Annotated in this window: 20 protein-coding genes and 2 tRNA genes; 9 read left to right on the top strand and 13 right to left on the bottom strand. The window is 64.0% G+C overall.

From position 1 onward, the window contains the following. Window positions 1-70 precede the first annotated feature (70 nt). Window positions 71-4,216, bottom strand: a complete 4,146-nt coding sequence (gene rpoB / locus AAC014_RS15665) for a DNA-directed RNA polymerase subunit beta (protein ID WP_339710252.1) — start codon at window positions 4,214-4,216, stop codon at window positions 71-73. Between the two features lie 284 nt (window positions 4,217-4,500). Between rpoB and AAC014_RS15660 the strand changes: the two genes are divergently transcribed. After that, a complete protein-coding gene (locus AAC014_RS15660) occupies window positions 4,501-5,793 on the top strand; it encodes an MFS transporter (RefSeq protein ID WP_339710250.1) in 1,293 nt (430 codons plus the stop codon). A gap of 4 nt (window positions 5,794-5,797) precedes the next feature. Here AAC014_RS15660 and AAC014_RS15655 read toward each other — a convergent pair whose 3' ends face one another. The 8 genes from AAC014_RS15655 to AAC014_RS15620 all read right to left on the bottom strand — a co-directional run bounded on the left by AAC014_RS15655 (window position 5,798) and on the right by AAC014_RS15620 (window position 10,426). After that, the gene (locus AAC014_RS15655) at window positions 5,798-6,856 is read right to left on the bottom strand and encodes an AI-2E family transporter (protein WP_339710247.1); all 1,059 of its coding nucleotides are present in this window, start codon (window positions 6,854-6,856) and stop codon (window positions 5,798-5,800) included. Window positions 6,857-6,984: 128 nt separating this feature from the next. Then, complete coding sequence (rplL, locus tag AAC014_RS15650) at window positions 6,985-7,365, bottom strand: 50S ribosomal protein L7/L12 (protein WP_339710244.1); 381 nt, start codon at window positions 7,363-7,365, stop codon at window positions 6,985-6,987. Between the two features lie 71 nt (window positions 7,366-7,436). Further along, the gene (gene rplJ / locus AAC014_RS15645) at window positions 7,437-7,952 is read right to left on the bottom strand and encodes a 50S ribosomal protein L10 (protein WP_339710241.1); all 516 of its coding nucleotides are present in this window, start codon (window positions 7,950-7,952) and stop codon (window positions 7,437-7,439) included. Window positions 7,953-8,232: 280 nt separating this feature from the next. After that, window positions 8,233-8,934, bottom strand: coding sequence for a 50S ribosomal protein L1 (rplA, locus tag AAC014_RS15640; RefSeq protein ID WP_339710238.1), 702 nt, complete (start codon window positions 8,932-8,934; stop codon window positions 8,233-8,235). A gap of 2 nt (window positions 8,935-8,936) precedes the next feature. Continuing rightward, window positions 8,937-9,368: a 50S ribosomal protein L11 gene (gene rplK / locus AAC014_RS15635; RefSeq protein ID WP_121047503.1), complete on the bottom strand. Its 432-nt coding sequence runs from the start codon at window positions 9,366-9,368 to the stop codon at window positions 8,937-8,939. Between the two features lie 97 nt (window positions 9,369-9,465). Beyond that, entirely contained in the window at window positions 9,466-10,005 is a 540-nt protein-coding gene (gene nusG / locus AAC014_RS15630) for a transcription termination/antitermination protein NusG (RefSeq protein ID WP_184066239.1), read from the bottom strand. 20 nt (window positions 10,006-10,025) lie between these two features. Further along, window positions 10,026-10,226, bottom strand: a complete 201-nt coding sequence (gene secE, locus AAC014_RS15625; protein ID WP_293782108.1) for a preprotein translocase subunit SecE — start codon at window positions 10,224-10,226, stop codon at window positions 10,026-10,028. Window positions 10,227-10,350: 124 nt separating this feature from the next. Beyond that, window positions 10,351-10,426: transfer RNA gene (locus AAC014_RS15620), tRNA-Trp, on the bottom strand. Between the two features lie 158 nt (window positions 10,427-10,584). Here AAC014_RS15620 and otsB point away from each other — a divergent pair. The 3 genes from otsB to otsA are packed head-to-tail and all read left to right on the top strand — an operon-like array spanning window position 10,585 to window position 14,527. Beyond that, window positions 10,585-11,352, top strand: coding sequence for a trehalose-phosphatase (otsB, locus tag AAC014_RS15615; protein ID WP_339710226.1), 768 nt, complete (start codon window positions 10,585-10,587; stop codon window positions 11,350-11,352). After that, the gene (locus AAC014_RS15610; protein WP_339710224.1) at window positions 11,349-13,133 is read left to right on the top strand and encodes a glycoside hydrolase family 15 protein; all 1,785 of its coding nucleotides are present in this window, start codon (window positions 11,349-11,351) and stop codon (window positions 13,131-13,133) included. The genes otsB and AAC014_RS15610 overlap by 4 nt, the downstream gene beginning before the upstream one ends. Then, on the top strand, window positions 13,130-14,527 hold the full coding sequence (otsA, locus tag AAC014_RS15605; protein ID WP_339710221.1) for an alpha,alpha-trehalose-phosphate synthase (UDP-forming): 1,398 nt from the start codon (window positions 13,130-13,132) through the stop codon (window positions 14,525-14,527). The genes AAC014_RS15610 and otsA overlap by 4 nt, the downstream gene beginning before the upstream one ends. Before the next feature lie 51 nt (window positions 14,528-14,578). On the opposite strand, the gene AAC014_RS15600 is transcribed toward otsA, so the two are convergent. Next, entirely contained in the window at window positions 14,579-15,043 is a 465-nt protein-coding gene (locus AAC014_RS15600) for an Hsp20 family protein (protein ID WP_339710219.1), read from the bottom strand. Window positions 15,044-15,230: 187 nt separating this feature from the next. Here AAC014_RS15600 and AAC014_RS15595 point away from each other — a divergent pair, with 187 nt between their 5' ends. Genes AAC014_RS15595 through AAC014_RS15585 form a run of 3 tightly spaced genes read left to right on the top strand, consistent with a single transcriptional unit; the run spans window position 15,231 to window position 16,853 of the window. Beyond that, window positions 15,231-15,689 carry a DUF1465 family protein gene (locus AAC014_RS15595; RefSeq protein ID WP_121049634.1) on the top strand — a complete coding sequence of 153 codons (459 nt, stop codon included), beginning with the start codon at window positions 15,231-15,233 and terminating at the stop codon, window positions 15,687-15,689. A 40-nt stretch (window positions 15,690-15,729) separates the two neighbouring features. Further along, a complete protein-coding gene (locus AAC014_RS15590) occupies window positions 15,730-16,146 on the top strand; it encodes a VOC family protein (protein WP_339710214.1) in 417 nt (138 codons plus the stop codon). A 2-nt stretch (window positions 16,147-16,148) separates the two neighbouring features. Then, window positions 16,149-16,853, top strand: coding sequence for an NYN domain-containing protein (locus AAC014_RS15585; protein WP_339710211.1), 705 nt, complete (start codon window positions 16,149-16,151; stop codon window positions 16,851-16,853). Here AAC014_RS15585 and rlmB read toward each other — a convergent pair whose 3' ends face one another. After that, window positions 16,854-17,594, bottom strand: coding sequence for a 23S rRNA (guanosine(2251)-2'-O)-methyltransferase RlmB (rlmB, locus tag AAC014_RS15580; RefSeq protein ID WP_339710208.1), 741 nt, complete (start codon window positions 17,592-17,594; stop codon window positions 16,854-16,856). Window positions 17,595-17,729: 135 nt separating this feature from the next. Here rlmB and AAC014_RS15575 point away from each other — a divergent pair, with 135 nt between their 5' ends. Next, complete coding sequence (locus AAC014_RS15575; RefSeq protein ID WP_339710205.1) at window positions 17,730-18,467, top strand: hypothetical protein; 738 nt, start codon at window positions 17,730-17,732, stop codon at window positions 18,465-18,467. Window positions 18,468-18,558: 91 nt separating this feature from the next. Beyond that, window positions 18,559-18,643: transfer RNA gene (locus AAC014_RS15570), tRNA-Tyr, on the top strand. Between the two features lie 37 nt (window positions 18,644-18,680). Here AAC014_RS15570 and AAC014_RS15565 read toward each other — a convergent pair. Together AAC014_RS15565 and AAC014_RS15560 are read right to left on the bottom strand one after the other, a co-directional pair. Continuing rightward, entirely contained in the window at window positions 18,681-21,347 is a 2,667-nt protein-coding gene (locus tag AAC014_RS15565) for a LuxR C-terminal-related transcriptional regulator (RefSeq protein ID WP_339710203.1), read from the bottom strand. A gap of 10 nt (window positions 21,348-21,357) precedes the next feature. Beyond that, window positions 21,358-21,831, bottom strand: a complete 474-nt coding sequence (locus AAC014_RS15560) for an Lrp/AsnC family transcriptional regulator (protein ID WP_339710200.1) — start codon at window positions 21,829-21,831, stop codon at window positions 21,358-21,360. Window positions 21,832-21,858: the final 27 nt, after the last annotated feature.

Genomic DNA, 21,858 nt, shown 5'->3' with positions numbered 1-21,858 from the left:
CGCAGGCGGATGAGGATACCGCTTCCGGTCCTCACGACCCTCTCCCGCACGCGGGAGAGGGAGAGATCATTCATTCCGCCGCAATGGCTTTCGCCTCGGCTTCGTCGTCCTCGCTGTTGCGCAGTTCGACGTTGAGGCCGAGCGAACGCATTTCCTTGACGAGCACGTTGAAGCTTTCGGGGATGCCGGCCTCGAACGTGTCGTCGCCCTTGACGATCGCCTCGTAGACCTTGGTGCGGCCGGCGACGTCGTCCGACTTCACCGTCAGCATTTCCTGCAGCGTGTACGCCGCGCCGTAAGCCTGCAGCGCCCACACTTCCATCTCACCGAAGCGCTGACCGCCGAACTGCGCCTTACCGCCCAGCGGCTGCTGGGTGACGAGGCTGTACGGCCCGATCGAACGCGCGTGGATCTTGTCGTCCACAAGGTGGTGCAGCTTCAGCATGTAGATGTAGCCGACAGTCACCTTGCGATCGAACATCTCGCCGGTGCGGCCGTCGTACAGCTCCACCTGGCCCGACCGGTCGAGACCGGCGAGTTCCAGCATGTTCGACACGTCCGCCTCGCGGGCGCCGTCGAACACCGGCGTCGCCATCGGCACGCCCGAAGCGAGGTTGGTGGCAAGCTCCATGAGCTCGTCGTCGGACTGGCCGTCGATCTCCGCATTGTACTGCTGGCCATAGATGGCCTTCAGCTTGTCGCGCAAACCCTTGGCGTCTTCCTTGTCGAGACCCTGCGCCTTGGCATGGATGTCTTCCAGCATGGCGCTGATCTGACGTCCGAGACCGCGCGCGGCCCAGCCGAGGTGGGTTTCGAAAATCTGACCGACGTTCATGCGCGAAGGCACGCCGAGCGGATTGAGCACGATATCCACATGCGTGCCGTCGTCGAGGAACGGCATGTCCTCGATCGGCAGGATGCGGCTGATGACGCCCTTGTTGCCGTGACGGCCGGCCATCTTGTCGCCCGGCTGCAGCTTGCGCTTCACCGCGACGAAGACCTTCACCATCTTGAGCACGCCCGGCAGCATCTCGTCACCGCGCTGCAGCTTCTCGACCTTCTCCGCGAAACGGCGGTCGAGGCTCTTCAGCGCCTCTTCCCACGTCCCCTTGACGGCTTCGAGATCGGACTGGAGCTTGTCCTCCTCCACGGCGAACTTCCACCATTCGCGGCGCGGCTGCTCGGCGAGCATCGCATCGTCGATGACGGCGCCCTTCTTGACGCCCTTCGGGCCCGCCGCAACGGTCTGGCCGATGAGCATGTCCTTCAGGCGCGCGTAGGTCGCACGATCGAGAATGGCGCGTTCGTCGTCGCGGTCCTTCTCGAGACGCTCGATCTCCTCGCGCTCGATCTGGAGCGCGCGCTCGTCCTTGTCGATGCCGTGACGGTTGAACACGCGCACCTCGACGACCGTGCCGGCAACGCCCGGCGGCAGCTTGAGCGAAGTGTCGCGCACGTCCGACGCCTTTTCGCCGAAGATGGCGCGGAGCAGCTTTTCTTCCGGCGTCATCGGGCTTTCGCCCTTCGGCGTGATCTTGCCGACGAGAATGTCGCCCGGCTCGACCTCGGCACCGATGTAGACGATGCCCGCCTCGTCGAGGTTGCGGAGCGCTTCCTCACCGACGTTCGGGATATCGCGCGTGATGTCCTCCGGCCCGAGCTTGGTGTCGCGGGCCATCACCTCGAACTCTTCGATGTGGATCGAGGTGAAGACGTCGTCCTTCACGATCCGCTCGGAGATGAGGATGGAGTCCTCGTAGTTGTAGCCGTTCCACGGCATGAACGCGACGAGCACGTTCCGGCCCAAAGCCAGCTCACCAAGCTGCGTCGAAGGACCGTCGGCGATGATGTCGCCGCGCTGGACAATGTCGCCCACCTTCACCAGCGGACGCTGGTTGATGCAGGTGTTCTGGTTCGAACGCTGGAACTTCTGCAGCGTATAGATATCAACGCCCGACTTGCCGGCGTCGCTCTCTTCCGTCGCACGGATAACGATACGGGTCGCGTCGACCTGATCGATGATGCCCGTGCGGCGTGCAGCAATCGCGGCGCCCGAATCGCGCGCCACGGTGCCTTCCATGCCGGTGCCGACGAACGGCGCCTCGGCGCGGAGCAGCGGCACGGCCTGACGCTGCATGTTCGATCCCATGAGCGCGCGGTTGGCGTCATCGTTTTCCAGGAACGGAATGAGCGATGCGGCGACCGAAACGAGCTGCTTGGGGCTCACGTCCATCAGCGTGATATGATTGCGCGGCGCCATCAGGAACTCGCCGGCCTCGCGGGCTGAAACCAGTTCTTCCACGAAACCGCGCTCGTCGTTCAGCTCGGCGTTCGCCTGCGCGATCGTATGCTTCGCTTCTTCCATCGCCGACAGATAGATGACGTCGTTCGTCACCTTGTTGTCCACGACCTTGCGGTACGGCGTTTCGATGAAGCCGTACTTGTTGACGCGGCTGAACGTCGCGAGGCTGTTGATCAGACCGATGTTCGGGCCTTCCGGCGTTTCGATCGGGCAGATACGGCCATAGTGCGTCGGGTGAACGTCGCGAACCTCGAAGCCCGCGCGCTCGCGGGTGAGACCGCCCGGCCCGAGCGCCGAAACGCGGCGCTTGTGCGTCACTTCGGAGAGCGGGTTCGTCTGGTCCATGAACTGCGAGAGCTGCGAGGACCCGAAGAACTCACGCACCGCCGCAACCGCCGGCTTCGCGTTGATGAGGTCGTTCGGCATCGTCGTTTCGATATCGACCGACGACATGCGCTCCTTCACGGCGCGCTCCATGCGGAGCAGGCCGACGCGGTACTGGTTTTCCAGAAGCTCGCCGACCGAACGCACACGGCGGTTGCCGAGATTGTCGATGTCGTCGATGTCGCCCTTGCCGTCCTTCAGCTCCACGAGCGTCTTCACAACCGCAAGAATGTCTTCGTTGCGGAGCGTCGTCACCGTGTCCTCGGCATCGAGGTCGAGGCGCATGTTCATCTTCACGCGGCCCACGGCCGAAAGGTCGTAGCGCTCGGGATCGAAGAACAGGCCCGCGAACATGCCTTCGGCGGTCTCGCGCGTCGGCGGCTCGCCGGGGCGCATGACGCGGTAGATCTCGGCGAGCGCGTGATCGCGCTCCTCGACCTTGTCCGCCATCAGCGTGTTGCGCATCCATGCGCCGATATTGACGTGATCGATGTCGAGCAGGTCGATGTCGGAGATATTCGCGCCGTCGAGTTTGGCGAGATTTTCCTCCGTCACCTCGTCACCGGCCTCGATGTAGATCTCGCCGGTCTTGTCGTTGACAAGGTCGAACGCCGAATAGCGGCCGAAGATTTCCTCGGTCGGGATCAGCAGCTCGGAAAGGCCGTCGTTCTCCGCCTTCTTGGCGGCGCGCGGCGTGATCTTCTTGCCCTGCTCGAAGACGATCTCGCCGGACTTGGCGTCGACGATGTCGAACATCGGCTTGTTGCCGCGCCATTGATCGGCCAGGAACGGCACCTTCCAGCCGCCCTCGGCGCGCTTGTAGGTCACGCGGCCGTAGAACTGGTTGAGGATGTCCTCGCTGTTCATGCCGAGCGCGTAGAGCAGCGTCGTCACCGGCAGCTTGCGCTTGCGGTCGATACGGACGTTCACGATGTCCTTGGCGTCGAACTCGAAGTCGAGCCACGAGCCGCGGTACGGAATGACGCGCGCGGCGAACAGGAACTTGCCAGAGCTGTGCGTCTTGCCGCGGTCGTGATCGAAGAACACGCCCGGCGAACGGTGCATCTGCGAAACGATCACGCGCTCGGTGCCGTTCACGATGAACGTGCCGTTCTCGGTCATGAGCGGCATGTCGCCCATGTAAACGTCCTGCTCCTTGATATCGAGCACGGAGCGGCTTTCCGTATCGGGGTCGATTTCGAACACGATCAGGCGCAGCGTCACGCGCATCGGCGCTGCGTAGGTCATGCCGCGCTGGCGACACTCATCGGTGTCGTACTTGGGCGCTTCCAGCTCGTAGTTCACGAAATCCAGCTCGGCGGTGCCGGCGAAGTCGCGGATCGGGAACACCGACCGCAGCGTCTTCTCGAGGCCCGAAACATAATTGCGCGAGGGATCGGAGCGCAGGAACTGCTCGTACGATTCGCGCTGCACCTCGATGAGGTTCGGCATCTGCACGACTTCGGTGATGTGCCCGAAGACCTTGCGGATACGCTTTTTACCGGTGAAGGATTTCGCCTGGGTGGCCATGCTGTTTGTCGCCCTTGCTCTTCAAAATTCGTCAGGCGCTGACGCGAAAAAAGCCGCAGGCTCCCCCGCATCCGGGAGAACCGCAGCTTTCCGCATCAAACCGCAGCCGATCCATTCTTGCGATGCGCTGCGCGAAGGCACATCATTTCCCGAACGGCTGTGGAAGGAAGCGGGATATAGGAGCCGCAGGCGGCGCTGTCAAACCCCTGTCGCAAGAGTCCCTTTCGGTCTGCGCCTCGCTCCCCTAACAGATGCGGCATCGTAGAGGGGGAGACAACAGCCGCATGACCGATCCGAAGGCCGCAGACAGCCGCCACCGCCTGAAATCCATCATCGGCGGGGCCACAGGCAACCTCGTCGAGTGGTACGACTGGTATGTCTACGCCGCCTTCGCGCTCTATTTCGCGCCGCACTTCTTCCCCGAGGGCGACCGCACCGCGCAGCTGATGAACAGCGCGGCCGTTTTCGCGGTCGGTTTCCTGATGCGGCCGGTCGGGGCGTGGATCATGGGCATCTATGCCGATCGGCACGGCCGCAAGGCGGGGCTTACCCTCTCCGTCACGCTGATGTGCGCGGGCTCGCTGTTGATCGCAGTGACGCCCGACTATGAGGCGATCGGCGTGTTCGCCCCCGCCCTTCTCGTCCTCGCCCGCATGTTGCAGGGGCTTTCCGTGGGCGGCGAATATGGCGCGAGCGCGACCTATCTTTCCGAGATGGCGGGGAAGCAGCGCCGCGGCTTCTTCTCCAGCTTTCAGTATGTGACGCTGATTTCCGGGCAACTCCTCGCCATCTGCGTGCTTCTGGTGCTTCAGAACGTGATGCCGGAAGCCGCGCTCGATGAATGGGGCTGGCGCATCCCCTTCGCGATCGGCGGCGTGCTGGCCATCGTCGTGTTCTACATCCGGCGCGGCCTTGCCGAGACCGAGAGCTTCACGAACGCCAAAAAGGAAGGCATCGCCGTTTCCGGCCTCGGCGAGCTGTTCCTGCGTCATCCGCGCGAGGCGGCAGTGGTGATGCTGCTCACCGCCGGGGGGACGCTCGCTTTCTATGCCTACTCGATCTACATGCAGAAGTTCCTGGTCAACACCTCGGGTTTCAGCCGCGAGGTCGCATCGCAGATCAACGCCGGGACGCTCTTTGTGTTCATGCTGCTGCAGCCGCTCGCGGGCGCGCTGTCGGACCGGATCGGGCGCAAGCCGCTGATGGTCGGCTTCGGGATCGCGGGCGTGCTCTTCACCTATCCGATCTTCTCGGCGCTGGAGACGACGCGCGACCCGCTCGTCGCCTTCGCGCTCGTGCTCGGCGCGCTCATCATCGTCACCGGCTACACCTCGATCAATGCCGTGGTGAAGGCGGAGCTGTTCCCGGCGCACGTCCGCGCGCTCGGCGTCGCCTTGCCCTACGCGCTCGCCAACACGATCTTCGGGGGCACCGCCGAATATGTCGCGCTCTGGTTCAAGGCGGAAGGCATGGAACAGGGCTTCTACTGGTACGTGACCGTGATGATCGGCCTTTCGCTGATTGTGTACCTCCGGATGCGCGACACGCGCACGCACAGCCGCATTCTGGAAGATTGAAGCGTCATGCCGTGGTCCAGCCGGACCGGCGGCCCGCCGCGACGATCTCCCACACCGCCATGAACAGCGCTGCGATGACGGGTCCGATGACGATGCCGTTCAGACCGAACAGCTCGATGCCGCCGAGTGTGGAGACAAGCACGATATAGTCGGGCATCCGCGCGTCGCGGCCGACGAGGATCGGGCGCAGGATGTTGTCGATGAGCCCGATGACGAAGAAACCGCAGAACACCAGCACGACACCCTGCCATATCGAGCCGGTGACGAGCAGATAGATGGCGACCGGCACCCACACGAGCCCCGTGCCCACCGCCGGAAGCAGCGACAGGAAGCCCATGAGCACGCCCCACAGCAGCGCGCCGTGGATGCCGAGGCTCCAGAATACGACCCCGCCGACCGCGCCCTGAAGGATGGCGACGACGATGCTGCCTTTCACAGTCGCGCGGATCACCGTCACGAACTTGGCAATGAGCGCGTTGCGCTGCGCCGGATGCAGGGGAATCGAACCGCGCAGCTTGTCGACGAGCGCGTCGCCGTCGCGAAGGAAAAAGAAGATCAGGTACAGCATCACGCCGAGCCCGACGAGGAAGCCGAAGGTCCGCTGCCCGATCACGACGGTCTGCGCGGCGAGCACCTGAAAGCTGTCGGCGACGCCGTCCGCGATCTTCTCGCGGATGGCGCCGATATTGCTGAGCCCGAGCCGGCGCAGAATCGAAATTGCCCAGTCCGGCAGCAACGCCTGCACCTGCCGGAAATAGCCGCCGACGTCGATCTGCCCGCCCTCGATGCGCGCATAGATCGCGGTCGCTTCCTGCAGCAGGAAAATCCCGATGGTGATCGCAGGCAGAATCACCATCGCAACGATGACCAGCAGCGTCAGGAGCGCGGCGAGGTTCGGATGCCCCGGGAACCGCGCAAGCACGCGCCGGTTCAAGGGCTCGAACAGGATGCCGGCAATGAGCGCCCACAGGATCGCGCCGAAGAACGGCAGCAGCACCCATGCAAATGCCAGCGAGACGACAACGATGAGGGCGAGAAAGGTTCTGTCTTCGATCTTCCGCATGGCTGCCGTCCGGCCTTTTCGCTCGCACCATACATCAAACGCACGGCTTTGGAATCAGCCGCTTATGCGCGCATGAAAAAAGGGCGGCTCCTTTCGGAACCGCCCCTTCATTCGTAAAGCCGTGAAGCTTACTTGATCTCGACGGTCGCGCCGGCTTCTTCAAGCTGCTTCTTGATCTTCTCGGCTTCTTCCTTGTTCACGCCTTCCTTCACCGCCTTCGGAGCGCCTTCGACGAGCGCTTTGGCTTCGCCGAGGCCGAGGCTGGTGATGGCGCGGACTTCCTTGATGACGTTGATCTTCTTGCCACCGTCGCCGGTGAGGATCACGTCGAACTCGGTCTTCTCTTCAGCGGCCGGAGCGGCGTCGCCGCCGCCACCCGGAGCTGCCGCAACCGCAACCGCGGCGGCGGCCGAAACGCCCCACTTCTCTTCGAGGAGCTTGGAAAGCTCCGCGGCTTCGAGAACGGTGAGCGCCGAAAGGTCGTCTACAATCTTCTGAAGGTCTGCCATTTTAAGTCTCCATTCGGGCACGTCGGCCCATCATCATGTGTGTATCGAGAAAGAACCTGTCCGGATGAGGCTCAGGCGGCGTCCTTGGCCGCATAAGCACCCATGACACGCGCAAGCTGGGCCGCGGGCGCCTGGACGATCTGAACCACCTTGGTCGCCGGCGCATTGATGAGGCCGATGATCTTGGCGCGCAGTTCGTCAAGCGACGGCAGCGTTGCCAGTTGCTTGATGCCGTTCGCATCGAGGATGGTATCCCCCATGGCACCGCCGACGATTTCCAACTTCTCGTTGGTCTTCGCGAAATCGACGGCAGCCTTGGCGGCGGCAACGGGATCACTCGACGTTGCCAGCGCCGTCGGACCGACCAGCATGTCGCTGATCCCCGTGTACGGCGTACCTTCCAGTGCGATCCGGGCGAGCTTGTTCTTCGCGACTTTATAGCCCGCGCCCGCATCGCGCATCTTGCCGCGGAGAGCCGTCACCTGGGCGACGGTAAGGCCGTGGTTGCGCGTAATGACGACAACCCCGGTCTCCGAGAAGACGCGGTTGAGCGATGCGACGAGCGCCTTTTTTTCAGCGCGATCCATGCTTCACTCCTGGTTTGTCCCTTGGGCGATCACTCGCCTTCGGAACGGTTGAGCCGAAATCCCGGACCATTCCGGGGGTCTCGGCCCGTCCGCGGGGTCGTCGTCTGCGTGCGGGCGAAAGGAGCCCTTCGGCAGACCCGGTTCGCCATCGCACGGCTGCAACCGGTAAAACTTGTCCCCGTCTCATGCAGGCTGGCGTTTTGAGTTTCCTCTCGGAAACGCCTGCAATCTCGGACGGTATCTTGGGGCGACCCGTTTCCGGCCCGCCCCGCGATGCTGTTTAGGCGGCCGCGCCTGCGGTCGCCGTATCGATCTTCACGCCCGGCCCCATCGTGGAGCTGATGGCGATCTTGCGAACGTACTTGCCCTTGGCGCCCGACGGCTTCGCCTTGACGATGGCGTCGACGAAGGCGTCGAAGTTCGCCCGCAGCGCCGCGTCGTCGAAGCTCGCCTTGCCGATGCCGCTGTGGATGATGCCGGCCTTTTCGACGCGGAACTCCACCTGGCCGCCCTTGGCCGCTTCCACGGCTTCGGCGACGTTCGGCGTGACGGTCCCGAGCTTCGGGTTCGGCATCAGGCCCTTGGGGCCGAGCACCTTGCCGAGGCGTCCGACGATGCCCATCATGTCGGGCGTCGCGATGACGCGGTCGAAATCGCTGCGGCCGCCCTGGATTTCTTCCATCAGGTCTTCGGCGCCGACAACCTCGGCACCCGCCTTGCGAGCATCCTCGGCCTTGTCACCGCGTGCGAACACCGCGACGCGAACGTCCTTGCCCGTGCCGCTCGGCAGGCGGACGACGCCGCGCACCATCTGGTCGGCGTGACGCGGATCGACGCCAAGGTTCAGCGCGACCTCGACGGTCTCGTCGAACTTGGAGCTTGCGAGGCTCTTCACGAGCGCAATGGCTTCATCGACACCGTAGAGCTTCTCACGGTCGACCTTGCCGGCCAGCGCCTTGGCCTTCTTCGTCAGCTTGGCCATGTTCAGCCCTCCACCACTTCGAGACCCATCGAGCGGGCGGAGCCTTCGATGATCTTCATTGCCGCGTCGATGTCGTTCGCCGACAGATCGACCATCTTCGCCTGCGCGATCTCACGAACGGCGGAACGCTTGATCGTTCCGGCGCTCGCCTTGCCCGGCGTCTTGGAGCCGGACTTGAGGTTCGCGGCCTTCTTCAGAAGGAAGGTGGCGGGCGGTGTCTTGGTGACGAAGGAGAAGCTGCGGTCGGCATAGACGGTGATCACCGTCGGCACCGGAGCGCCCTTTTCCATTTCCTGCGTCTGGGCGTTGAACGCCTTGCAGAATTCCATGATGTTGACGCCGCGCTGACCGAGCGCCGGCCCGAGGGGCGGCGACGGGGTGGCGGCGGCAGCCGGCACCTGCAGCTTGATATAGCCGGTAATCTTCTTGGCCATTGGTCTCACTCTCTTTCAAGTTTAGCGGTCCAGACGGCCACCCGAAGGCAGCCTCCCGCAGGCAACGCCCCTCCCCGTAACGGCGAGGGGTAAAAAACTACTTCGTCCGCTCGACCTGCTCGAAGTCGAGCTCGACAGGCGTCGCGCGCCCGAAGATCGACACCGAAACCTTCACGCGGGCGCGATCGTAATCGATCTCTTCCACGAGGCCGTTGAAGCTGGCGAACGGACCGTCGAGCACGCGAACCTCGTCGCCGATCTCGAAGTTCACCTTCATCTTCGCCTTCGGCGCTTCGATGTGGTGACCCTTGGTCGAAAGGATGCGCGCGGCTTCCGCCTCGCTGATCGGCGAGGGCTTGCCGCTCGCGCCGAGGAAACCCGTCACCTTCGGCGTGTTCTTCACAAGGTGGAACACGTCGTCAGTCATGTGCAGCTTGGCGAGCACATAGCCGGGGAAGTACTTCCGCTCGGCCTGCACCTTCTTGCCGCGACGGATCTCGGTCACGGTCTCGGTGGGCACCTCGACCTCCTCGACGAGCGCCTCAAGACCCAGGCGCTTCGCCTCGTCGAGGATCGAATCGCGGACCTTGTTCTCGAAGTTCGAGTAGGCGTGAATGATGTACCAGCGCGCGGCCATGCCTGTTTCGAACCTTCCCGTTATTTCGCGATGTCGAGCAGGAACTGGACGATTCGGCCCAGCACCTGGTCAACGCCCAGGAAGAACAGCGACAGGATGGTGGTCATGATGAGCACCATGATCGTGGTCACGATCGTTTCGCGACGCGTCGGCCAGGACACCTTCGCGGTCTCCTGACGCACTTGCCGCACGAACGTGCCCGGATTGGTCATCTTAGCCATCTAACGCGCTCAATTCCCAAACAAAAACAGCCGACCGGCAGCGCCCTTTTCTTCCGGGCGGCGCCGGTTGACTGGTGAACCTCTACTCGTTCCCGAGCCCCAAAACCGCTCGCCTATCGAAGACTGGCAGGAGTGGAGGGACTCGAACCCACGGCCCTCGGTTTTGGAGACCGATGCTCTACCAACTGAGCTACACTCCTAGAGCCCGGGAGCCGCGTCTATAATCGGGGGCCTTTGGCGGTGCAAGTCCTATCGTTGGCGGGCTCGCGCGGCTTGATCCGGGGTTGATCCGGGGCGCTGCATCCGGGCACAAGGGCGGAACCGGAGACAATCGGGAGACGTTGATATCACACATCGCATGGACCCCGATTCTTTCCAGACCGCGGATCGAGCGCGCACGCCGTCGCTGCCGCCGCCCCCATCGCTGGCGACGATGGATCACCCTTCCCTCTTCCTCGATTTCGACGGCACGCTCGTCGATCTGGCGCCGCAGCCCGATGCCATCCGGGTCGCTCCGCATCTCATCTCCCTGCTGGAAAGCGTCGGCCGGCGTCTTCAGGGCCGCCTCGCCATCGTCAGCGGCCGCGCCCTCGCCGATCTCGATCATTATCTCCCCGCCCCCGCGCTCACGCTGTCCGGCTCGCACGGCGGCGAACTCCGCCTCGCCGCGGCCCCCGCGAACGCGCCGTCGGCCGCGACATTCCCCAAGGCCGCGCATCTGGAGGCGCTGGCCTTCGCCGCCGCGCACGGCGTTTTTGTCGAAGCCAAGCCGCTCGGCTTCGCGCTTCATTACCGGCAGGCCCCCGATGCCGGCGGCGCCGTGCAGGCCTTCGCCGACACGCTCGGCGGCCGCCACGGCCTTGCCGTCAAGACCGGCAAGATGGTGACCGAACTGATGCCGCCAGGCATCGATAAAGGAAAGATCGTAGCAACACTCATGGCCATGCCCGCATTCCGGAACACCACCCCCGTCTTCATCGGCGACGACGTCACCGACGAGGACGGCTTCGGCGCCGCGTCCGCCGCCGGCGGCTTCGGCGTGCTCGTCGGCGCCCACCGCCCCACCGCTGCAGGGGCCGCCCTGCCCGATGTCGCGGCGGTCCATGCCTGGCTCGGCGCACTGTGAGTTCGCTCGAACTCTGGCCGATTGGCAATTGCCAGGTCAGCGGCCTCATCGATACTGAAGCCCGCCTCGTCTGGGGCTGCGCGCCGCGTGTTGATGGCGACCCGGTGTTCTGCGCGCTGCTGAACAACGACGATGGCGGCCCGGTGCCCGGCGCCTGGATGGTCTCGCTGGAAGGCCAGGTCTCGGCGCGTCAGGCCTACCGCCGCAACACGCCCATCCTCGTCACCCGGCTGGAGGATGCGGAGGGCGGCGCGGTCGATGTCATCGACTTCTGCCCGCGCTTCGAACGCACCGGCCGCATGTACCGCCCGGTGGCGTGGGTGCGCATTGTGCAGCCCGTGTCGGGCTCGCCGCGCCTTCGCGTCCACCTCGCGCCGATGCGCGGCTACGGCCGCGAGGTGGCGCCGCGCACCAACGGCACCAACCACATCCGCTTCCTGCTCGGCGACCAGACGCTGCGGCTCACCACGGACGCGCCCGTCGGCCACGTCATCGACAGCCGGCCGTTCCGGCTGGAGCGTCCCGCGCATTTCTTCCTCGGCCCCGACGAACCCTTCGCCGGCAATGTGTCGCGCGAGGTCGCCACCATGCTCGAACGTACCGAGAGCTATTGGCAACACTGGGTGCGCGGCCTTGCCACGCCGCTCGAATGGCAGGATCAGGTGATCCGCGCCGCCATCACGCTGAAGCTTTGCCAGCACGAGGAGACGGGCGCCATCGTCGCCGCGCTCACCACCTCGATCCCGGAAGCCGCCAATTCGGGCCGGAACTGGGATTATCGCTACTGCTGGATCCGCGACGCTTATTATACGGTGCAGGCGCTGAACCGGCTCGGCGCGCTCGACGTCCTTGAAAAATATCTCGCCTATCTGCGCAACATCGTCGACGACGCCGATGGCAGCCTTCAGCCTCTCTATGCCGTGTCGGGCGCGCGCGCGCTCGATGAATCCGTCGCGGACGGCCTCGCCGGCTATCGCGGCATGGGCCCGGTGCGAGTCGGCAACGCCGCCTATCTTCAGGTCCAGCACGATGTCTACGGCCAGATCGTGCTGCCCAACATTCAGGCCTTCATCGACCGGCGCCTGCTGCGCATGGCCAATCTCGACGATTTCCACAGCCTGGAGGCGATCGGCGAAATGGCGTGGCGTATGCACGACAAGCCCGATGCCGGCCTCTGGGAGTTCCGCACCCGCACCGCCGTCCACACCTACAGCGCGGTGATGAGCTGGGCCGCGTGCGACCGGCTGGAAAACGCCGCACGCATCCTCGGCCTCGAGGAGCGCGAGCGGTACTGGGCGGGCCGCGCCGCCGCCATCCGCGAGGCGATCGAGACCCGCGCATGGTCGGAGAACGTCGGCCATTTCGGCGCATCCTTCGGCGGCGAGGAGCTTGACGCCAGTCTGCTCCAACTCGTCGATCTGCGTTTCCTGCCCGCCGACGACCCGCGCATGGTCGCCACCTTCGCCGCGGTCGAGAAGGCGCTGCGGCGCGGCGAGCACATGCTGCGCTACGCCAGCGAGGACGATTTCGGCAGGCCGGAGACGGCCTTCAACATCTGCACCTTCTGGCTGATCGAGGCGCTGCAGGTCGCAGGGCGCAGCGAGGAGGCGCGCGCGCTGTTCGAGCGTATGCTCGGCCACGCCACGCAGGCCGGCCTGCTCTCCGAAGACATGGATTTCGAAACGGGCGAGCTTTGGGGCAACTATCCGCAGACCTATTCGCTTGTCGGGATCATTAACTGCGCTGGATTGTTATCCCGCCCGTGGAGCACGATTCGATGAGCCGGTTGATCGTCATTTCGAACCGCGTTTCGGTACCGAAAGCGGAAAACGGCAGCGGCGCGCAGGGCGGCCTCGCCGTCGCGCTAAGTGCTGCGCTGCGCGAGCATCGCGGCATCTGGTTCGGCTGGTCGGGCAACGAAACGGAGACCTTCACCGGCCATCTCGACATGCAGCGCCAGCACGGCGTCACCACCGCCACCATCGATCTCGAACCGCAGGACATCGACGAATATTACAACGGCTACGCCAATCGCACGCTGTGGCCGCTGTTCCACCACCGCGTCGACCTCACCGAATATGAGCGCAGCTTCGGCGAGGGCTATGAGCGCGTGAACCGCCGCTTCGCCGACAGCGTCACGCCGCTGATCGAGCCGGGCGACCTCGTCTGGGTCCACGATTATCACCTGCTGCCGCTCGGCAAATTCCTGCAGGACAAGGGCATCCGCAACCGCATCGGCCTGTTCCTGCACATCCCGTGGCCGCCGACACGCCTGTTCGTGTCGCTGCCCTTCCACGAGCGGCTGGTCGAGCACATGCTCCACTACGATGTCATCGGCTTCCAGTCGCGCGAGTGGCACGAATCCTTCTGCCATTATGTCGAGAAGGAACTTGGCGGCCGCGTCGCGGCGGACGGCGGCACCGTCGAATGGGAAGGCCGCAGCATCGTTACCCGCGCTTTCCCCATCGGCATCGACTACGCCGAATTCACGGCGGCCGGGCAGACGGACGTGGCGCACCGCGCGCACGATCGCCTCCGCGCCAGCGCCGACGGCAAGAAGGTCATCATCGGCGTCGACCGCCTCGATTATTCGAAGGGCCTCGTCGAGCGCTTCGATTCCTACCACCGCTTCCTCACCGACCACCCGGAGGCGGCGAAGGATGTCGTGCTGCTCCAGATCGCGCCACCCTCGCGGGAGGACGTCCACGCCTATCAGGATATCCGCAACGCGCTGGAGCGTTCGGCGGGGCACATCAACGGCGCCCATGCCGATATCGACTGGGTGCCGATCCGCTATGTGAACCAGGGCTATTCGCGCGCCGAGCTGGCGGGCTTCTACCGCGCCGCGCGCGTGGGGCTCGTCACGCCGCTGCGCGACGGCATGAACCTCGTCGCCAAGGAATATGTCGCGGCGCAGGACCCGGAGGACCCCGGCGTTCTCATCCTGTCGCGCTTCGCAGGCGCCGCGCTGCAGCTTTCCGATGCGCTGCTCGTCAACCCGCACAGCAGCGAGGAGGTGGGCGAGGCGATCGCCGCCGCGCTCGAGATGCCGAGGGAGGAGCGCATCCGCCGCTGGCAGGGCATGATCCGGTCGGTCCGCGACGAGGATGTCATTGCCTGGCGCGACGATTTCGTGGCCGCCCTCAGCGATCCGGCGGCGCGCGCCGCTGCATGAAAAAAGGGCCGGAGGCGAACCTCCGGCCCTTCGTTTCAGTCCTCAGGCGCTTCAGGCGGCGCTGCGCACGCCTTCGATTACCTGCGGCGCCTCACCGCCGCCGATCACGACCTTGCGCGGCTTCTTCTCCTCGGGAATCTCGCGGACGAGATCGATGTTGAGGAGGCCGTGCTCGTAGTTCGCGCCCGTCACCTTGATGACGTCGGCGAGCTGGAAACGCCGCTCGAACGCGCGTTTGGCGATGCCGCGGTGCAGGAACTGGCGGTCGCCGTTCTCCGTCTCCGCGGTCTTGCCCGTCACGATCAGCGTGTTTTCCTGAACGGTGATGTCGAGTTCGCTCTCCGCGAAGCCCGCCACCGCCATCTGGATGCGGTACTGGCTCTCGCCGGTCTTTTCGATGTTGTAGGGGGGGTATCCGCCGCCCTCGTCGCCGCGCGCGGCGAATTCCGCGAGCCGGCTGAGGTTTTCGAAGCCGATCGACGAGCGAAGCAGCGGGGTCAGATCGAATGTACGCATGTCCATATCCTTTCAATTCAAAGCAATATGCGTTCCTTCAGCCCACCATATGGCTGGGCCTTGCCGGACGCTCGGACCCCATCTCGGGCATCCCTTCGCCGGCGCTGATGAGGTGGTTGTTAACCCCTTTTGTTTCAAGATGTCCGTTGACCCGGGAACGACAAGGCGCGATTCACTCGCGGCAACGATGATGAACGAACACACGCCGATCACAGCGAAGCTGGTGGCTGCCCTCTATACGGAGGCGATGCTGCTTGCAGACGAGGCACGCAGCTACTTCGATTCCGAAGGTCAGCTGGAGCGCGCAGCGCTCGATCCTGTGCTGCGCGTCGCGTATTCGTGCGAGTCTCTGCGCGTAACGACACGGCTGATGCATGTCGTTTCATGGCTCCTCGTCCGCAAGGCCGTGGCGGCAGGCGAAATGACCGAGGCCGAAGGCGAGGCGCCCGAACGCCGACTCGGCCGCGCCGGTGACACCGAGCTCGATTCCACCCGTCTCGGGCAGCTTCCCCCACGCGCCCGCGAAATCATCGAGGCGAGTCGCGACCTCTACGAGCGCGTGAAGCGCCTCGACGACCAGTTCGCCACCGAAGTGCCGCTCTCCCCGGCACGCGCGCTGCTCGGGCGGCTGGAGCGTTCCTTCTAGGGCCTTGCGTGCCCGGCAGGGGCTTGCCACTGTCGCGCCCATGACCCTTCAGCCGTTTCATCTGGCCTTTCCCGTCGATGATCTTGCCGCCGCCCGCCGCTTCTACGGCGATCTGATGGGCTGTCCCGAGGGGCGCTCGTCCGACAGCTGGGTGGATTTCGACTTCTTCGGCCACCAGATCGTCGCACACCTCGCCCCGCCGGGCAGCATCCACCGCAATCCCGTGGATGGCGACCAGGTGCCCGTGCCGCATTTCGGCATCGTTCTGGATTGGAACAGTTTTCATGCGCTTGCCGAAAGGCTCGGCGGCGCTGGTGTCCACTTCGAGATTGCGCCGCACATCCGCTTCGCGGGCGAAGTCGGCGAGCAGGCGACGATGTTTTTCTTTGATCCCAGCGGCAATGCGCTCGAATTCAAGGCGATGCGCGCGCCCCAAAACCTGTTCGCGAAGGACTGAGCATGGCGGCAAACGGCTATGAACGCAGCCTCAACATCGCGCTCCTGATCGACGCAGATCAGGGCGGCCAGAAATATCTCGATGCGGTGCTCACCGTGCTCGCCGAACTCGGCACGGTGAACATCCGCCGCGCCTACGGCAATTGGTCGAAGCCCGAACTCGGCACGTGGGAACCAGTCTTCCATTCCTACGCGATCATGCCGATGCAGCAGTTCGATATCGCCAAGCGCAAGAACGCCACCGACATGGCGATGGCGATCGATGCGATGGACCTGCTCTATTCCGGCCGCGTGGACGGCTTCGGCCTGATGTCGTCGGACAGCGACTTCATGCCGCTCGCCATGCGCATCCGGCAGAACGGGCTGCCCGTTTACGGCTTCGGCCGCGCCAGCACGCCCGAGTCGTTCCGGCAGGCGTGCACACGCTTCATCGATGTCGATGCGCTGATGCCGGTTGCGGACAAGGCGCCGAAAGGCGAGGTCGATGACCAGCTCATCGACCTGTTGATCGATGCCTACAACGCCGTGAAGCGCGACGAGCAGGGCTATGCGCGCCTTGCCGAGGTCGGCAAGATCGCTGGCAATCGATCGTCCTTCGACGTGCGCAACTATGGCTTCAAGCGGCTCTCGGAGCTGGTCGAGGCCGTACCGAATTTCGTCACCGAGCGCCGCGAGGACGGCACCGTCTTCATCAAGCGCGTGCGCTGATCAGCGCGACGTCACCGCATAAAGCGCCACGGCCGCCGCGTTCGAGACGTTGAGGCTCTCGACACGATTCGAGATCGGCAGTTTCGCGAGCACATCGCAATGCGCGCCGACGTTTTGGCGCATCCCCGGCCCTTCGGCCCCGAGCACGAGCACCATCGGCATGTCGGCGAGCGTATCCGCGAGCACCTTGTCCGCATCGCCGGTGAGCCCGATCCGCCAGTAGCCCGCCTTCGCCAGCTCCTCGAGCGCCCGTGACAGGTTCGTCACCCGCACCCAGGGGACCACTTCCAGCGCACCCGATGCCGCCTTCGCCAAAGCACCCGATTCAGGCGGCGCATGGCGGTCCTGCGTCACCACCGCCGCCGCGCCGAACGCCGCCGCAGAGCGCAGTATGGCGCCTACATTGTGCGGGTCCGTCACCTGATCGAGCACAAGAATCGGCCCATCGAGACCGACTACATCCTCTATATGAAGGTCGTCGAGCGGCTCCACCTCCAGCACCAGCCCCTGATGCGGCGCATCGGCGGGCACAAGCCGCGCGAGGTCCGCTGCCTGCCCGATCTCCACCGGAAGGCCCTCAGGCAGGTGGAACTTCTGCGCGATGTCGCTCGTCACCCACAGCTTGCGCGGAACACGGTCCGGGTTGCCGAGCGCCGCCTCAACCGCGTGCTTTCCATAGAAGCGCGGGTACTTGAATGCACCGCCGCCCTTCGCCTTGCCGGATTTGCCCCGTCTACCCATCGCCGTCTTCCCGTTTCACCGCGACGCTGCGCGCGTCCTTGCGGCTCCTTAGCCCGCGCGTCTCCCCACTCCAACCCTCTGTTCGGTGTCGACGGATTGCGGTATGTTCGGCGCGTCAAAGGGATGGGGGCTTCCATGGCAACATTGGCATCGCGGCACCCGGCCGCCCACGCCGACCGCTGGTTCTTTTCATCGACGGCGCTCCTGATGCTTGGGCTCGTCTTCATCGGCTTTGCACCGAGCTACTATCTTTCCGGGATCGTGGAGCCGCCACCGGGGCTGAAACCTGCAACGACGCTCGTTCACGTCCACGCCTTGCTCTTTTCAGGCTGGATGCTGCTGTTCGTTCTGCAGACGCAGCTTGTGGCGTGGCGGCGCACCGATCTGCACCGCCTGCTCGGCATGATCGGCTTCGTGATGCTGCCGGCGATGATCGTGATCGCGACGGTTTCCGCGCTCCATAGCGTCCACCGCGCAGCCGGTCCGCCGATGATCCCGCCGCTCACCTTCCTTGCTGTGCCGCTACTCGACATTCCGGTGTTCGCGCTGCTGATCGGCGGGGCGCTCGCCAACCGCCGCACGCCCCAGATGCACAAGCGGCTGATGTTCATCGCGATGATCGGCATGATGAGCCCCGCGATCGGACGGATGCCTCTGCCCCCGCCCTTCGTGGGCCCGGTGGCGATCTTCGTGCTGCCGGACCTCTTTCTGTTCGCGCTCGTGCTGTTCGACCTGATGACCATGGGCCGCGTCCACCGCGCCACCTTGTGGGGCGGGCTGCTGCTCGTGAGCTCGCAAATCCTGCGTGTCCTCATCTGGGAAACCGAGAGCTGGCTCGCCTTCGCCCGCTGGGCTTCGGGACTCGTTGCGTGAAGCTGCACATCACGCGTTGACATCGCCGCAGCCATTCGCCATCTAGCCCGCCTTGCCGCGCCCGGCTCCACTGCCGGGCCGCCCGCCCTGTGGAGGGGTGGCCGAGTGGTTAAAGGCAGCAGACTGTAAATCTGCCCGCATAGCGTACGCTGGTTCGAATCCAGCCCCCTCCACCATTACCCCCAACGAGACCTGAACGTCGCGGTTCTCCGCTCAAGGGGTATCGGCTTGCCGCTTCCAGGCTTCGACAGCCTGTTGCCGGGTGTGGACGTGCAGCTTGGTGTAGATTCGTTTCAGATGATGCCGCACGGTCTCGTACGAAAGATTGAGATGCCGGGCGGCGAGCTTGGTGGGGTGCCCGAGGCAGAGTTCGGCCATCACCTCCTGTTCGCGCGGGCTAAGAAGCTTGGCGAGACCGCCGCGGTCGACATCCTGAGCGACGCGCGCGGAGAGGAGGCTGAGGATTTCATGCCCCCGTTCATTCTGCAGTTTCTCCTGAAGCAAGGCCTGAACATCTTCATGGGCATCAAGGAAGAGCCGAACTGCGCCGCTCCCTTCCACCTGCTTCACGGCCTGACCGATCGCGGCATCAGCTCTGCCACGATGGCCAGCGGCCAGCGCGGCGGCGGCGGCGTCCAGGAACCCGCCGGCCCCCATCAGAAGACGCCCGCTTTGCGATGCGCGCACGGCGAATTCATGCGCAAGATTATAGGCACGGTCGGCTTCGTCCGTCCGCAGCCAATAGCGGGAGAACAGCCGCACCAGCGATTCCGTTTCCAGCCATGGGCGGACAAACCATGTGCGGTGCTGATCAAGCAGAGCATCAAGCTTCGCAGACCTTATCAGCTGCTCGCACCCACTCATATCCCCCGCCGCCAGCCGCAACTCCGCACCCACAGCTGGCGCGATGACGGACATGTGCGGCAGGGCCTCCTCCAGCGCATACTGATAGTCATCGTCGAGATCAGAGAGTGCCTGATCAATCTCGCCAGCAAGAACGAGGCAGCGCGCGCGCGTACAGATTGCGTACACCTGCGTGCTCAGCAGCGAATAGGCTATCTGCCTCGGCACCGCATCAAAGTGGGCCAGCGCGACATCGACCATGTTCTGCTCGAAAAAGCTCTGGCCGAGAATGGCCGTGCAATGCCGCCGCATGAAGGTGTTGCGCATCTCGCCGGCGTCCGCGAGGCGCTCCAGAACGACACGCGAGTAATGCTCCGCGTCGCGGGATTGCCCTTTGGTGACGGCGATGAAAGACAGGTGATTGGTGATCCATACCGTGTTGGGCGCATAATGCTCGGTTTCGAAAAGCGCCTGCAATTCCTGCGTCCGTCTTTCGGCGAGGCTGACCGACCCATAGTCGCAGAGCAGAATTTGCTCCGCAGGCAGGCAGATGCCGAGATAGCGAGGTTCCTCATATCGCAAGGCCAGGCACTTTTCCCTGAGCTTCGCGAGTTCTGCCCAAGGTGCGCTGAGTACGGCGTAACGTGTTTCAGAGCAGTTGCGGATCGCCCTTATGAGGTCCGTGATGAACACGTACGTATCGTCCGCAAACGCAGCGTGCGTGGCCCCGCAGAGACAGTCCAACCGCTCGAAATCGCCAAGCCAGTCGGCGGAAGTACCTTCCATCGCTTGCTGTATCACACGCAACTGACGCAGCTTGGGCCGTGCCGTCACCACATTCGCAGGAAGTGTAGCGAGAAACGCTCCAGCCGCGGCAATCCCCTCGCTGATCACGAGAAGCGTACCCCCTGCGTCCTCCAGAATCTTGACGGTCAAATCGTTCTGACCCGACAGGCTTGCGTGGTGTACCGCCCTTTGCAGATCGTGCGCAGCGGCGAAATGAACCGCGGCTCTTTCGTGCAGCGCGTTGGGCGCGGACGGCATCCTGACGGCGAGTTCCTGACGCAGGAAATCCCTGAACAGCGGGTGCAGGCGCAGCGAAAGCGGTGCTTCGGAAAGCGGGGTGACGATGGGGCTGAGATTGAGCGCGGCGCGCAGGACTCTCTCCGAGGTCTCGTTCTGCGTAACGGCGCACGCGGACGCCACATCGACATCCCAAAGGATCGATATCTGCAACAGGAATTCCTGCAGCTCCTGCTCCTGTCGCGCCAGCACCTGCTCGGCAATGTAATTGAAGATACTGGCCCGATGCTGACCCGCGATCGGCGGTATACCCGTTTTCTGCAATGACTGCCCTTCAAGGCGCAGCAGCTGCAGGATCACCGGCCAACCATCACATTGCTCCAGCAGACCTCCGTATTGATCCATGTCTCCCGTGTCGGCCATGAGAAGGCGGGTTTCCTCCGGGTTGAACTGCAACTCATTTGCTTTCAGAAGCCGCGTTCGTGCATCGACGAGTAGCTTTGAAAGGCTGATCTTTGGAAGCTCGCGAGTCGCCACGAACAGCTTGCAGTTCGGCGGCAGCATACGGATGAAGAGTTCAAGAAAATTGTCGGTCTCATCCGAACTCGCGCACTCATACTCATCGATGAAGATCGAGACAGGGCCACAACCGGAAATCGATGAGACAATGTCGCTGAGGCCAAATTCCGACATCGACGGAAACATGCCAGCACGCTGAAAACTCGCCGCGAGGTCGACCAGAAACGCCGCAGGTTGAACATGATCAGCGGTGCAGTTGAGCCACGCGGAGTGAAAGCCCAACGGCTGAAGCTCGTCTCTGATCTGCACGAGCAGCGTCGTCTTGCCGTATCCCGCCGGTGCCGTGATGATCGTGGAGCCGGCCGCTGCCGGTGCACCCCGCAGTGCAAGTTCGATCAGCCGCATTCTCTCAACCGCATCCGAAGCGGTTCCGAGCGGCAGGAATTTCATGCCGCCGGGGCGTCGGTTGGTGCCAAACGCGCCATGGATCGTCATTCCTCCCCCTTCACGGCGAGCGCGGTGCTGCCCGTTTGATCGACCGCATCACGATGCTCGACGTGAGACTCCGCACACTCGGTAGCTTCAGCAACGTATCCATCGTCAACTGGGCCATGTCTGCCATGTCGCGGACCACCGCTCGGACCAGTATGTCGTGGTTTCCGGTAAGCGCAACGCATTCGACAATGCGATCGTCGCGGGCGATCCTGTCAAAGAACATCCTGGCGTCGGTTTCGATGCGCTGATCGAGATCGATCATGATGTAGAGCGAAATGCTGGGGCCGAGCGCGGCCGGATCGACGACCGCAACATAGGCGCTGATGATCCCCGCCTCTTCGAGTGCGCGTGTGCGGCGCAGGCACGTGGACGGGGACATGCCGACGCGCGCTGCAAGGTCGATATTGCTGAGCCGCGCATTCCGCTGCAGCTCCCGCAGAATTTTCCGGTCACGCACGTCGAGCGTTATGGTCATTTTCGTCATTTATGAGACTTACTTGATCCAAACTAT

This window comes from uncultured Sphingosinicella sp., assembly GCF_963974575.1.
GTDB lineage: Bacteria > Pseudomonadota > Alphaproteobacteria > Sphingomonadales > Sphingomonadaceae > Sphingosinicella.
The sequence above is the reverse complement of the archived record's forward strand: the minus strand, read 5'-3'. Positions and strand labels throughout refer to the sequence as shown.